10 protein-coding genes are annotated in these 13599 nt (G+C 57.4%); 4 read left to right on the forward strand and 6 right to left on the reverse strand.

Annotation, left to right across the window (positions count from 1 at the left end):
• The first annotated feature begins 85 nt into the window (after positions 1-85).
• The 3 genes from GSQ89_RS00610 (at position 86) to GSQ89_RS00620 (ending at position 4261) form a co-directional block, all read left to right on the forward strand.
• Positions 86-301 carry a hypothetical protein gene (locus GSQ89_RS00610; protein WP_158920947.1) on the forward strand — a complete coding sequence of 72 codons (216 nt, stop codon included), beginning with the start codon at positions 86-88 and terminating at the stop codon, positions 299-301.
• Positions 302-304: 3 nt separating this feature from the next.
• Positions 305-1297, forward strand: coding sequence for a tyrosine-type recombinase/integrase (locus GSQ89_RS00615; protein WP_158920950.1), 993 nt, complete (start codon positions 305-307; stop codon positions 1295-1297).
• 66 nt (positions 1298-1363) lie between these two features.
• Complete coding sequence (locus GSQ89_RS00620) at positions 1364-4261, forward strand: DNA methyltransferase (RefSeq protein WP_158920952.1); 2898 nt, start codon at positions 1364-1366, stop codon at positions 4259-4261.
• Between the two features lie 53 nt (positions 4262-4314).
• Here GSQ89_RS00620 and GSQ89_RS00625 read toward each other — a convergent pair whose 3' ends face one another.
• The 5 genes from GSQ89_RS00625 to GSQ89_RS00645 form a co-directional block, all read right to left on the reverse strand.
• A complete protein-coding gene (locus tag GSQ89_RS00625; protein WP_158920954.1) occupies positions 4315-5448 on the reverse strand; it encodes an SIR2 family protein in 1134 nt (377 codons plus the stop codon).
• Positions 5445-7385: a Piwi domain-containing protein gene (locus GSQ89_RS00630; RefSeq protein ID WP_158920956.1), complete on the reverse strand. Its 1941-nt coding sequence runs from the start codon at positions 7383-7385 to the stop codon at positions 5445-5447. The genes GSQ89_RS00625 and GSQ89_RS00630 overlap by 4 nt, the downstream gene beginning before the upstream one ends.
• A gap of 306 nt (positions 7386-7691) precedes the next feature.
• Positions 7692-8648, reverse strand: coding sequence for a nucleotidyl transferase AbiEii/AbiGii toxin family protein (locus GSQ89_RS00635; RefSeq protein ID WP_158920958.1), 957 nt, complete (start codon positions 8646-8648; stop codon positions 7692-7694).
• Positions 8638-9054 (reverse strand): conjugal transfer protein, encoded by a 417-nt coding sequence (locus tag GSQ89_RS00640; RefSeq protein ID WP_158920960.1) that lies wholly within the window; start codon positions 9052-9054, stop codon positions 8638-8640. Before GSQ89_RS00640 ends, GSQ89_RS00635 begins: the two co-directional genes overlap by 11 nt.
• 253 nt (positions 9055-9307) lie before the next feature.
• Positions 9308-10891, reverse strand: coding sequence for a trypsin-like peptidase domain-containing protein (locus GSQ89_RS00645; protein ID WP_158920962.1), 1584 nt, complete (start codon positions 10889-10891; stop codon positions 9308-9310).
• Between the two features lie 579 nt (positions 10892-11470).
• Between GSQ89_RS00645 and GSQ89_RS00650 the strand changes: the two genes are divergently transcribed.
• Positions 11471-11668 (forward strand): hypothetical protein, encoded by a 198-nt coding sequence (locus tag GSQ89_RS00650; protein ID WP_158920964.1) that lies wholly within the window; start codon positions 11471-11473, stop codon positions 11666-11668.
• Positions 11669-11768: 100 nt separating this feature from the next.
• Here the strand turns inward: GSQ89_RS00650 and GSQ89_RS00655 are convergent, their stop codons facing one another.
• Positions 11769-13049, reverse strand: coding sequence for a reverse transcriptase domain-containing protein (locus GSQ89_RS00655; protein ID WP_158920966.1), 1281 nt, complete (start codon positions 13047-13049; stop codon positions 11769-11771).
• Positions 13050-13599: the final 550 nt, after the last annotated feature.

Here is a 13599-nt window from a genome sequence, read left to right on the forward strand (position 1 = left end):
ATAACGTCCTTTATCATGGGCAAAGGATGTGGTAGGAAGGTACAGAAACAACCCCGGCTAAGGAGACCTAATGTGGCAACTCAGGATGACGAACGCCGCCAAGGAGTGGACCGAGGCCGGCAGCTTTGACACCGTGACCGCGGCGGCCCGTCGCATCCGGGAAATTGAGGGTCGAGCCGAGGGTGGAATATTCCTCAGCATCTACGTGGAAATCGATTTCGGTAGCGATGACGAGGCTTTCGGTCATCTGGAATACACGGGCAAGCGCGCGCTCTACGTCATCAAACGCCGGATGAACTGACCTATGACCGATGACCAGCTTCCAGCCATCATCCCGCCCGCTGCGCTGACGACCACATCCGACACCTATATAGTGCCGTCGCTGATCGCCGATGCCGGTGACGCGGCCGGCTGGCGCTACGTCGAATTTTTCACCGCCAATATCAACAACGACAACACGCGGCGAGCTTATGCTCGGGCATGCGCCCGGTTTTTCGCCTGGTGCGAAGATCGTGGTCTTACGCTCATCACCATCCGACCGTTCGATGTGGCGGCATGGCTCAAAGAACTTCAGGAGAAACACGGGGCGCCGGGCGTCAAACAGCAACTCGCGGCCGTGCGCATGTTGTTCGACTGGCTCATCACCGGCCAGGTGGTGCCGACCAATCCGGCAGCGGCCGTGCGCGGCCCAAAGCATGTCGTGAAAACCGGCAAGACGCCGGTGCTCGACGCCGCCGAGTGGCGCAAGCTCATCGACAGCATTCCGACCGAGACCGTGCGCGATCTTCGCGACCGGGCACTGATCGCCACCCTCACCTATTCGTTCGCGCGCATCACCGCGGCACTTAAGATGAAAATAGAGGATCTTCGGCCGCAGGGCGCCGGATGGCGGCTACGGTTACACGAGAAAGGGGGCAAGCATCACGAAATGCCTTGCCATCATGCGCTCGCAGAGGCGCTGCATGCCTACATTGCGACGGCCGGCATTGCCGAAGACCGCAAGGGCTGGCTGTTCCGTACCAGCCCCAGGCATGCCGCGACAGTGCTGACTGAGCAGCCGATGGACCAAGCCGATGCCTGGCGCATGATCCGCCGCCGGGCCGTGGCGGCCGGCATACATGCACCAATCGGCAACCATACATTCCGCGCGACCGGGATCACGGCTTATCTCGGCAATGGCGGCGCGCTTGAACACGCTCAATCGATGGCCGCGCATGAGAGCCCGCGGACGACCAAGCTATATGATCGCACGCAAGACAGGCTTACGCAGGATGAGGTTGAGAGAATTCGGCTGTGACATATGCTTGGCGCCGCTTGCAGCACCCTATGGCGTCACACGCGCAGGTTAGGTAATCAAGGTTGCATGTCCCAGACGGTTGAAAATATTAATAGGTTTATCTCTTATGCCGCGACCTTGCAGGGTGACGAGAAGGGAGAGGCGCAGGTGTTCTGTGACCGGCTTTTTCAGGCCTTCGGTCACAAGGGTTACAAAGAAGCCGGAGCCACCCTCGAATATCGCATAAAAAAAGGCAGGTCCACCAGCTTTGCTGACTTGATTTGGAAACCACGTCTTCTTCTGGAAATGAAGAAAGAGGGAGAAAAGCTGCGGCTCCACTACCGGCAGGCGTTCGACTATTGGATAAACGCGGTCCCTAATCGGCCACGCTACGTAGTCCTCTGCAATTTTCGCGAATTCCAAATCTATGATTTCGACAAGCAGCTTGATGAACCCGTGGACACGGTCGCTACCAGTGATCTGGCAAAGCGATACACGGCCTTCAACTTTCTTTTTCCCGATGAGCGCAAGCCGCAATTTAATAACGATCGCGAGGCCGTCTCGCGCAAAGCGGCCGCCCAGATGGCCGAATTATTCCGAAATTTGACGCATCGGATCTCGAAACCTATTCCGCGCATCCAGGCGCAACGGTTCGTGCTTCAAATCGTCATCTCCATGTTTGCCGAAGACATTGACCTTCTACCCCGCGGAACGATCAAAAGCATCGTTGATGATTGTCAGGAGAATGGGCAGAGCTCCTATGACCTTTTTGGCGGACTGTTCCGCCAGATGAACTCCGATGTGCCAGCCGCCGGCGGAAGGTTCCGGGGCGTCCGCTATTTCAATGGCGGCTTGTTCTCAACCGTCGAACCTATCGAGCTGTCGCGCTCCGATCTCGATCTCATCGGCGGCGAAGATGGAGCTGCAATGCGGGATTGGTCCAAAGTCAGTCCGGCGATTTTTGGCTCCCTCTTCCAGCAAAGTATGGATAAGGGCGAGCGGCACGCCATGGGCGCGCATTTTACGTCGGAGGCGGACATCCAACGTATCGTTGGTCCGACTATCGTCCATCCATGGACCGAACGGATTGATAAGGCCAAGACGATGAAAGAGCTCACTGACCTGCGCCGGGAGCTCGCCACTTTTCGTGTTCTCGATCCCGCTTGCGGGAGTGGCAACTTTCTGTATGTCGCCTTTCGTGAGATCGCGCGGCTCGATCTTCTCATCTTATCCCGGTTGGAAACAATCTTAAGCCCGAGGGAATTCGCGGCACAAACGAAGCAGATCAGCGTCGCGACGCCAAAGCAGTTTTTCGGAATCGACAATGACAGCTTTGGCGTCGAACTCGCCAAGGTTTCCTTAATGATCGCCAAAAAGCTTGCCCGTGATGAAGTTATGGCGACGCTTGCACATACGCAGGAAGAGCTCGCCTTACACGACGATGACGCACTTCCGCTTGATAATCTCGATGATAATGTTGTTTGTGCGGATGCCCTTTTCTTCGACTGGCCCGAAGTCGACGCGATCATCGGCAACCCCCCCTTCCAGGCCAAAAACAAGATGATCAGCGAGCTAGGGCGGGCCTATGTCAACAAGGTCAGACTTGCCTATCCCGATGTCTCAGGTCGTGCAGATTATTGTGTCTATTGGATCAGAAAGACGCACGACTATCTGAAGGAGGGGCAGCGCGCCGGGCTTGTCGGCACAAACACCATTCGTCAGAACTACAGCCGCGTCGGCGGTCTGGACTACGTCGTGAATCACGGCGGCACCATCATTGAGGCTGTCAGCACCCAGGTGTGGTCCGGCGATGCTGTTGTTCATGTCTCTATCGTCAATTGGCTCAAGGGCGAGCAAAGCGGCAAACGGAGGCTTTTCCGGCAAATCGGTGACCAACAAGGCAGCCCATGGGAGGTTCGTGAGCTAGAAGCTATAAATTCTGCGCTGTCCTACGGTATGGATCTGAAAGACGCACGCACGCTTACCATCAATGCAAAATCTGACGCCTGTTACCAAGGCCAGACGCATGGTCATGATGGTTTTCTTATCCCCTCCAACCAAGCCAGGCTTTTGCTCGGAAGGGAACCAAAATTCGCGTGTGTGCTGTTTCCTTGCCTGATCACGGATGATCTGATCGGGACCCATACGGGAAAAGCTTCGCGCTATGTCATAGATTTCGGCCGCCGCAGCATCCATGAGGCGCAGGATTACAAAATTCTCTTAGACCAGGTTGAGGCTCGCGTGCTCAAGGATCGGCAGGCATCAGCAAAGAAAGAGCGCGAGCAGAACGAACAGGCGGTCCTGGCAGACCCCAGAGCGAAAATAGCAAAAGATCACGCAAATGCCCTGGAAAAATGGTGGCTCCTATTTCGTGCCCGAGAAAAAATGCTGACCGCAATCAACGCGCGGCCCCGTTATATTGCATGTGGCCGTCTCACAAGACGGCCGATTTTTACCTTCATTCATCCCGAAATTCATCCGAATGACTCACTGGCTGTTTTTCCGTTGGATGACGATTACTCGTTTGGGATACTGCAATCGGGGATTCATTGGCAGTGGTTTACGGCGCGGTGTTCAACCATGAAGGGCGACTGGCGGTATACGTCAAATACAGTGTTCGACAGTTTCCCTTGGCCGCAAGCGCCGAGGCCAGAGGCTATCGAATTGGTGGCGAAGGCCGGGCTGGCCTTGCGAAAGGAGCGGGCAACACTGCTTGAACGCCATGGGTTAACGCTGCGCGATCTATACCGAACCCTGGACAAGCCTGGCGCCAATCCGATGAAGGTACTGCAACACCGTCTGGACGAGGCCGTGCGCCGCGCATATCGTATGTCCAACGAAGATGATCCCATCACCTACCTTCTGGCGCTTAACGAGGAAGTGGCTGCAAAGGAAGGGGCTGGCGGGTTTGTCGACGGCCCGGGTCTTCCGTCTTCCGTCGATGACCCGCGTAAATTTGTCACCGAAGACTGCCTCAGGGCCTAAGTATCACGAGAATAACCCCCTCATCCGCCATTCGCGGTATCGCCGCCACGCCATCAGGCGGCGTTTGGAGGAGTCACATCTTCAAAAAGCTGTTCCTCCTCTGGGAAAAGATCGGCGACAGCGCTCAGTGAAAGCTGTTCGCCGAGGAATGTCTTAGCTCTCGCTATTCGAACAACGATCTTTCCGTCTTCATCAGTCAAGTTCAGCTGCTTCTTGATAACGCTCTCAAAAGATAGCCGTTTTACCTCTTCGGTTTCCTGCCCACTGGACCAGGTGACCGCGAGGAGTCTTTTGCCAGGACTACGACGTAATGCCTGACTGAGAATTGCATTAACGTGTTCGTCAGCAAATCCATAGCCGATGACGAGTAACAACCGGGCTGCAAGCGACTGGCGGCGAAGCTGATACATTAGGAAGAGAAACGGATCTACGTATTGCAGCTTATAAATCACGCCAAATATGATCTGACCATCATCAACTTTAATATTTGCAGTGCTGTCACTGAATGTAAGCTTTTCGTCGTCAGCCTTCACCCAATCGACAGATCCGTGTAATTTGTAGAGATAGAAATTCTTCTCGTCCGGGGCAGATTCCTCAAGAAGTTCATGACTCCACAACCGAGTTACTTTGTCAAAGCCCCGCTCAGGAAGTTCTCTATAGAAAGCGTCATAAGTCCTTTCAACGCACATGTCGTAGTTCAACGTGAAAACTCGAAGTGGGAAATTGAGATCTTTTTGAAATCGGAACAGCCCTTCAAAATAGCGGGCGCTTTCATAATTTCGGATTTCGAGCCAGTCGCGACGTAGTTTTTCAAGGACTTTAGTTCGGAACGGCTGGATATTTTCAAAACTGGGGCCTGCCACTTGTAGCAAACGAGGGTTCCAGGCACCCACAAAAGGATAGAGCGGGTGATCTTCGCGACGAGCTAACTCGTCAAGAGATTGGACAAGGCGTTCGATATTGTAGTTGACATCCTTCGCGTAGCGGCCGGCGATCCCTTCGGCGTAAAAAATCGCGCTGCGTACGTAATTGTAAAGATGCTTGAACTCCGCCCATTCATTTTCTAAGGCGGCTTCGATCTGGCTTACCATATCGGCGGAGTGCGGAATTCCAGCATCCACGCTGGCGCCGGCCCCTAGAAGGACCAGCACTTCATCCTTTTTGAAAGTGATTGCAGAACTGCTCATAGGAACCATGGAGATACGTTTTCAAAATCCACGTCGGGAAGACCACCTTCCCGAAAGCGGGCATAGTAAGTAGCAATAATTTTCGCATAATAGACTGAAATTGGCATCGATTTGGCGTTGAACCCACGCCAATTGGCGCCGGCGATGTTCATCGCGTCCTGGAGAACACGCTTTAAATCAGCCTCCGGAAGAGGTGACTCCGGGAACAGAATTCTCAAATGCACGGGCCGCTCTGGCTGCTTAGGCACCTTCGCGTCGGCGAGTCCGAGGCCCGAGAACCACATCAGAAATTCGCGCTTGGACAGCGGCATCACTGTGCCCTCGTATGGCACACGACTGTTGTGATCGAGGGAAAATCCAAAAAACTCATTCTTATCGTTGAATTTGATAGCTACGAATTCGTGGCTAGGCCCTTCTCCTTTAAGCTCTTCAAGAAGTTCCTTGATCGCGTCGATATCGTGGCGTCGCATGTTGAAGGTGACATGCAGGACGAATGAGTCGTATTGGGCCTTGTGGGATTGCAGGACCTGTCGCAAGTTTTGCCGCAAGGCACGCAAATAGTCGCCTTCGTTCGTGGAATCTCCCAACACCTTGATGGTCTCATAGCCGCCTGCTGAATCCGCGAGAACGGAATAGGCTATGTATCGAGTGATGTGTCTTTCGACGCTTCGATGAGCTTGGCCAATGCCAACGATAAGACAGCGGTTCGTAGATGGCTTAATGCGCCATGGAACCCCTCCCATTTTTGCGAATAGCGCGAGGCTGATGTTGGAAATCGACCATTTCAGCGCGTTGCGATCAAGCGTCTGCTTGCGGTCGACAAACTGACTTGCAAGCCCCTGACTGATGAAAGCGTGCTTAGCCGAAAAATACCCGGCCGTTTCCTCGTCGCTCGAGTGCTTCGAAAACGGTACGAGAGCCACGGGCAAGATGTGCTCATTCGGAAACTGCCTTTTGAGGGTATCACATGTCGCAAGCAGTTCCTTGTTCGTGAACCCGGACACCGGGATCCCGGAAACATTCTCGCGTCCGATCGCAACCCCGAACATCGATTGCATTCCGGGAAAGGTCGAATACAGGTCTCCGCGCAATGCCCGAAAGAGATGCTGAGACTGTTCGCGGTCTTCTGGCTTGAAAACGAATACCAATCGAGTGGCCGCCTCGACAGGCCGATAAGGACCGATGTCGCGCAAGCCGAAGAACTGATTGCCGGCCTCGCGATCATTTTGAAAAACATAGGTACGGCGCGCCAAGGCGAATGATTTAACAACGGAGAGCCTGGGTTCGAGCTCTACGATCGATCCATCGTGGAGTGTCAGGCTCGCAATATTGGCGAAGTAGTGCCGAACGAAATCTTCGAGTTTTTGGTTATGGTCGAGATAGAAATCTTGGTTGCTCCGGCCATTCTTGTGAGTCAGACTTAGTTCCAGCCGAAGGCGTGCAGTTAAGTCCGTCTCTTTGGGCACGCGCAGCGCGAAGTGACAAAGGAATCCGAACTTGCCTTTGGCCTGCAAAGCGTAGGCCCGCAACCACATCACCTCGCGGACGTCGCCATGCTGCGCAAGGACAAACGCCACCTCTCGTCTAAACCGGTCTTCCTCAAGTTCAACTTTGGCCCGTAAGTCGGAATCCTGAGTGCGGATGACGAGCGCCGTGTGGAGCGCTTCTATAGTCAATCCCTGATCCACCCAGGCGGCGACGCGGACCTGTTCGAATCCGGCCCGCGGCTGCAACGAGACCTCGTAACGATGCCGCTCGACTGGCCCCTCCGCATATGCCTCGCAGGACACCGGCAGATTTCGCGTTCCAGGAACCGCTTCTTGCCCAGGTGCAAGGCGCTTCCGATAGGCTATGTAGCTGAAGTCGGCTGCTTTTAAGGCGAAGAAGCTGAGGGCAATTTTTGATGTTTCGGCCATGGTGGCGAGGGGTTCTTTCATGCCTCCAGATGCAAGCGGCTTAGAGTCGACGACTCGGGATTTTAGTCGTTGTACGAACTAAAGCTATGCCCCACTTTGCCGGGCCATGACAGTCCCGAAAGCCGCTCGTCAGGTCGTTCCCGCTGCCACATGCAGCTCGACGCCGGCCTGGCGTTGCAGAAAACCGATTATGCCGAACAAGTTCCGGGCCTGCGGATTGCCGCGCGGGCCAAGCATGCGGATGAGGCTTTTCGCCGGCGTGCCGGTCGCCTCCCCCAGCTTTTCGAAACCGCCGCTTCAGCCCCGTTAGGCGATAAATTTCGGTCATCACTTACCGTTCCAGCCCTGTTGGATCATTTTGTCGGCCAGATTCATGACCGTGCCGAAAGCTGTGCCAAAATCCGGTTTCTCCCCATACACCATTGCAGAAACGAAGTCATCGTAGCGGCGGCGGTGCATGGGATCGGTGCGCAGGGCCTCGACGGCCTTGCGCGTTTCGCCGGCGATGTCGGCTGCATAGGCTGGATACTGGCTGGCGAATTCCTCTGCGTCGGTTTCGGCGATGACGCGGGCCAGGGCGGCGATGTCGGCCGGCTCGACGAGGGCGCGCATCATGTGGAGATCGTAGATGTGCCGTACCAGGGTCGGGTCCGGATCGCGGCTGGCGCCGGCCATCTCCATGGCGGTACGGCGCGTGAGCGACACCAGTTTCTCCGCCGCCGTCTGGGCGAGGCTGACGCAAGCCAGCTGCGCCACTTCCGGTTGCCGGTTGGTCGCCTCCGCCACGAACGAGCTGACCTGCAGCATCAGGGCCGGCCGGCGGAGCAGCGCATAGTTGACCTCGACCTTAATCGCCGGGCGTAGCCCCTCCCCTGCCCCGCCCCCGCTTGGATAAGGCAGATGCCAGACGGCGTAGCGGCCTTCGTCGCGCGCCCAGGCGACCGACTTGTCGGCCAGGTCGAAGGCAAAGCCGCCGTCCAGCAGCGCGGCCGAGATATCTTTACGCACGCGATCGAGCTGCCGCCGCAGCGCGCTGCGGCTCACCGGCTCTGCGGTTCGCGGCACGATCTTGAAATCCACATCCTCCGACATGCGCCGGACGATGCGGTGCGCGCGCGCCAGCGCGGTGCCTCCGCCGAAGACGAGATCGAAGGGAGCGGCATCGATCGCAGCCAGGATGCGGATCGCCCGCACGACGAAGAAGTCCTTGGCGACGACCGCCGAGCCCGGCAGGCCGAAGAAATCGACGATCGGCCGGAGATTGCCGGGCAGCTCATCGCTCAACCGTCAACTCCATCGTCTTGTAACGGAGCTTGCGGCTGAACCGGCTGCCGCGCAGCCGCACCCGCGGCGTCATCGGCACCTGGGTGCTGCGGCCTTCGTTGTAGTCGCGCTCGGCCGTGGTGGGCTCCCAACGGATCTTCAGCTTGTCCAGCACTTCGCGCGAGACCGCGCCGAACCCGTCGCCGGCGAGCATGGGCTGGTTTGTCAGCGGGGAAATCTCGGCGCGCCCGTAAGCGCCATAGCCGAGGCGGATCAGCTTGCCTTCTTCGGTCAGTTCGCGGAGCGCGCGCAGCACCTGACGCTCGCCCGCAAGATCACGGAACTCGCGCGTGAGAAAGGCGTCGTCGCAGCGCTTCGCAATCCGCGCCTCGATCCGCTGCCTCAATGTCATCCGTCGTCCGCTCATGGCCAATCCGCCAGTTACAAAAACCTGACTCTCAATATAGCAAAAACCTGACATTCATCAAGGAAAATAATAACCTATTCAATGTATTAGTTATTATGGCGTGCCCTACACACAGGCGGGTCCGCCTCTAGCTCCTTCGCGGGCGCCAATCGAGCCCGCATGAAGGCGATAGATAGCTGCCCCTCCGGAGCCCCTGGCCAGGTGCGGACTCTTTGCCCAGCACTGCACGTGGGCCGAGATGCTTGGATTTCAGTCACTTTTCCTCAAGCCATTTGTTGAGCATCGCGATGCTGACGGCAAAGTCTCGACCTTCCCCCGGACCGCCTTTGTGAATGATCCCCACAACCCCATCGTCGCCATTGAGTACCGGGCCGCCCGACATCCCCTGCGTCAGCGTTTGATTTACCTCGATCATCTCGACACCGCTTCTGGCCACCAGCGAGATGACATTGCCTGGGCGGGCGTTCAGCCTGTCGCCGACATGAAAGCGAGGATAACCCACAGCCGTCAGAGGATCGCCCTGAGAAACGGCTCGCTCCGAGCGGATTAGTTCGAGAAATTCGGTGCTGGAAATACTATGCTCAAGCAAGGCGAGATCCCTGTGCTCGCATTTTTTCGATACGCGGGCGACAAATTTATTAGCGGGCTTCGTCGGATGATATACCTCGACTTCGTCCGTATTTTCCACGCAATGCGCGGCTGTCACCAGGCCCACATCTTTTAGGAAGAAGGCACTTCCCTGTTGCTGCGCCGGGTCATTTTCAACGACCCAGACTGATCGCCCACGGATTTCTTGCGGAGTGGGCCGGACTTTCAAAGCACGCTCGGGAAAGCACTTGTTGAATCGTAGCGTTATGCCTCGCACGACCGGGTCCCATCGACCCTTAATGTGGGTCAGGAACGCGATCTTGCCTTGAAGATGCGCCGCAAGGCTGGATCGGCCGCCATGCGAATCGTGGAATTTTTGCTCCGCTTCCTTGGCGCCGAGTTTCTCAACCGAATAAAGGGTCGCCCGGATGTTTCTAACATAGCGGCGATCAACGTTGAGCAATTCGTTGACCTTCAGACCGGTCACGATCCGCCGTGAATGGCGATCGGCATAGTGCGCTTTCTCTGGATTGATGACGAAGCCGTTCTGCTGAATGACGCCCCGCAGTGCGGGCGTAAGCAGGTCGGGCAAGAACCGGCCGGACGGCGGCAATGTCGCTTCGAACAGACCCACCGGAGGCTGGTAGCTTGAAAAGGTTATGTCATCGGCGTAGCGCGTGTAGATGCAGCGTGTGTCCTTTGCGATTGTCATGAGTTGCTTGTCCAATCGGAAGCAGATCATGTTCGAAAGCACCGGGCTGCTCGGTGCGCCTTGAGGCAGCTGACCGTCATTGCAACAGATACGCGCAATGATGTCTGCCACGCGACTGTCGATGCCAAGCGAAATCAGGAGACCTTGAACACGGTTTTCGGTGATCGTCGGGAAAAACTCCGCCAGATCGATATTCAGCAGGAAGCGTCGATGCAGGTGTGAGAGCGCATTCGTTTTTACCGATCGATCGGCCACGAAGCCATGGACCGGGTTTCTCGGTCGGTAAAGTTCATCGAGCTTGTCGGCAAGTTGGCGCTGAAGGAATTTGAGCCGCTGGTCGGGCGCACTGATCAGCCTAACTTTGGTCGAACTTTTGGCGATCGAGAAATGCCGATACATCCGAGCGCGATAAAACCAGATCTTCTTGAGTTCGGGGCCACTCAAGTTGAGATATGTCAAAAGCGATGTCTCGTCCGCCAGCGCCTCGGGGATGGTGACGCGAACAGGCGCACCAAAAAACGCTCCAAAAAGCGGCACGAGGTCTCCTTTCCAGTCACGCCGCGCGCATCAATCATCGTATGGCGCGCCCGATCTGTGCTGACATTAGCTCTTACGCCGCAGGTTACGACAGCGCGTATGCGAAGGGAGACCTCGCGCAATCGATATAATCACGGTCAACGCAAAACTCCAGTCCGATAACCGTTGCGTCGGCCGCGATACCGTGACCTATGCCGCGGCCGGCGTCGCGCGGCGAGGACGGAGCCTGTAGCGCCGTAGCCTTTCATCGCGCCATTGGACGAGCTGGGAGGAATTGCCGACCGTGCTGCGTCCGCTCATCCTTCTCGACTGGTGGGGTTCGGACTGGCCTGCCGCCCTCGATGCTCTTTACCCGTTCATCGATCGCCCGCCAGGGGCCTCGTCATCAGGCGAACCTGCGCCCGGGCGTGTCACCGCGTCGCTATCGCAAGGGAAAAACGGCAGACCGTGTTGGCGCTGACGCGCCTGCCCGCACCGCTCCGCCCTTTTTGCCCTTGGCCATTGCCACTGATGCCCGGTCGCCCTGGGTCGCCATCGAGGCCCCACTCCGGCGGTCTCCAACCACGAAGGAGAAGCATCATGAGCAGCAAACCATCCCACATCGCCTATGTCGTCGTCGATCCCGAGGAAGGCAGCGACCGCAAGACGCAGTGGCATCCAGTCGGAGCCATCTGGTCCCACTCGAAAGGCAACGGCTTCGACCTGGTGATCCCGCCCGGCGTCACCTTATCGGGCCGCATCGTCTGCACGCCCCGCAAGGAACCAGACGCGGAATAACGTCCCTGCCCCGCCGGAAGATCCGGCGGGGCTCTTTCCGACGGCTGGCCTAACCAGGCCTATCGATCCGACGATCATCGCACCGCCCGGTTAAAGCGGCTTAGGCCGTCTCCGCCGATATTTTTGGCCAGGCAAAAGGAGTGCGCTCTTGCGCCCCGAGTAATTCGACGCCCAGCATCGGCGCGGCCCGATCCGGATCGGCGCCTTTCCGGGCATCCGAGTAGAAGCCAAGATATTCGCGTATGAGCTGCCCGACCTCCGCATCGAGATTTCGAAAGCAGCGTTCATCATTGCAAAAGCGGTAATGCTTGCCCCATCCCTGGATGACGCCGTCAACCCGTCTCAATGTGCCGAGTACCGCGGATGTCTTCGGCAAAGGCTGGCCATTGCGATAGGCAATCAGCGCCTTCCGCGAGCTTGCAAAGGCTTCGCGAAGGCCTGTGACGAATTTATTCCGAGCCTTTTGGGCGGGCCGTATCAAGCCGTTATTGATTTCGATACCCAAAAACTCGAAGCCCTTCGATACCGGAATGGCGTGCGGCGAGGTTTTTTCGGCCGAGAGCTGCATCCCAAGATTGCCGAGAATGCTTTTTGCCAGCCGTAGATTTTTCATCACGCTCGCCGGCGACGGTCCAAGCACGATGAAATCATCGATATAGCGGCGGCACCAACAGCCCCCGTCATTCATGCGCCGGTCGAAATCGGCCAGGATGATGTTCCCCAGCATCGGCGACAGCGCACTTCCTTGCGCGACACCGATATCCTCGGTTGGAAAGCGGTCGGCGAGATTGCGCAGGGCCGCCAGGTTCGAAAGCTCGACGGTGATCGCCCGGCGAAAAAGCCCCATGAACTCGGAATCATCAACCGCACCTGCAATCAGGTCAGTGACCGTGGTCTTATGGATGCGCGTAAAAAAGGCGCTGATATCGGCGCAAGCGATATAGCTGCCACCGGCGCCAATCGCATCGAGGACCGACTTGATCGCAGCGGGAACGGCCGCCAGTTCATCATTCTCGCCGCGCTTGATGCCGCCGAAGCTGTGGGGGTTGCGGAAAAAGGGCTGCAGCGCCTCGATGTCCTGCATCGTTTCGAGAATTGCGCGCTGAACGATGCGGCTCTCGACGCCGGCGACGACAATCGGACGAATGTCTTTCTTGTTGGCTTTGGGAATGGCTACGCCGCGGGCCGGCAGAAACTCGAAGCTGTTATGGACGAGACGCGCCTGAAGGGAGCGAAGTTTCCCGTACGCGTCTTCGTCGAACTGACGGATTTCTTTCTGAACGTCCATCGACTTCGAGGCAAAGCCGTTCGAGCGCACGTTGCGCCAGGCCGCTTCAAGCGACCGCAGGCTACGAACTTTTTTTATAAGTACCGTCGTCAAAGCGTCTTCCGGGTCCTGTGGCTCACCCCACCCGCCGACGCTGTGCTGTTCCCTGCGGAGGTGCCTAATGGTCCAATCCGAACGTGCCCGGTGACAAGTGAGGCCGCCGCCGTGCCGCTGCATCCGGTCCACGTCGCGCCGGCCAAGCCGACACTGGTGGCGCCAAACGCCAGAGCCAGTCCCGTCAGAAGCGCCCGAAGCGAGCGCCGCCGATTGGGGCGTGCCGAGTTGGCACGTTTTTGCATGTCCTGCGCATCAATCGCCTCCGGCGCTCAGGCTAGACTTTTTGCCTCGCGTCGCAAGCGTCCGGGCGCAAGCCTGGCCGCCCCCGCCCCGTCCGATAACAAAATGCGACTAGCCACCCAACAGGAACCTGAAAAGCTAAAGGTTATGGCTCGGCGTTCGTCGGACGGGTCAGGTCTGTTCCCTGCGGAGGTGCCTAACGGTCCAATCCGAACGTGCCCGGTGACAAGTGAGGCCGCCGCCGTGCCGCTGCATCCGGTCCACGTCGCGCCGGCCAAGCCGACACTGGTGGCGCCAAACGCCAGAG

The organism is Acidisphaera sp. S103 (assembly GCF_009765975.1).
In the GTDB taxonomy this organism is placed as follows: Bacteria; Pseudomonadota; Alphaproteobacteria; order Acetobacterales; family Acetobacteraceae; genus Rhodopila.

Bases quoted from the DNA above. Each gene is read 5' to 3' on its own strand.
- GSQ89_RS00610 (WP_158920947.1), top strand. From the start codon at position 86: ATGACGAACGCCGCCAAGGAGTGGACCGAGGCCGGCAGCTTTGACACC.
- GSQ89_RS00615 (WP_158920950.1), top strand. From the start codon at position 305: ATGACCGATGACCAGCTTCCAGCCATCATCCCGCCCGCTGCGCTGACG.
- GSQ89_RS00620 (WP_158920952.1), top strand. From the start codon at position 1,364: ATGTCCCAGACGGTTGAAAATATTAATAGGTTTATCTCTTATGCCGCG.
- GSQ89_RS00625 (WP_158920954.1), bottom strand. From the start codon at position 5,448: ATGAGCAGTTCTGCAATCACTTTCAAAAAGGATGAAGTGCTGGTCCTT.
- GSQ89_RS00630 (WP_158920956.1), bottom strand. From the start codon at position 7,385: ATGAAAGAACCCCTCGCCACCATGGCCGAAACATCAAAAATTGCCCTC.
- GSQ89_RS00640 (WP_158920960.1), bottom strand. From the start codon at position 9,054: ATGAGCGGACGACGGATGACATTGAGGCAGCGGATCGAGGCGCGGATT.
- GSQ89_RS00650 (WP_158920964.1), top strand. From the start codon at position 11,471: ATGAGCAGCAAACCATCCCACATCGCCTATGTCGTCGTCGATCCCGAG.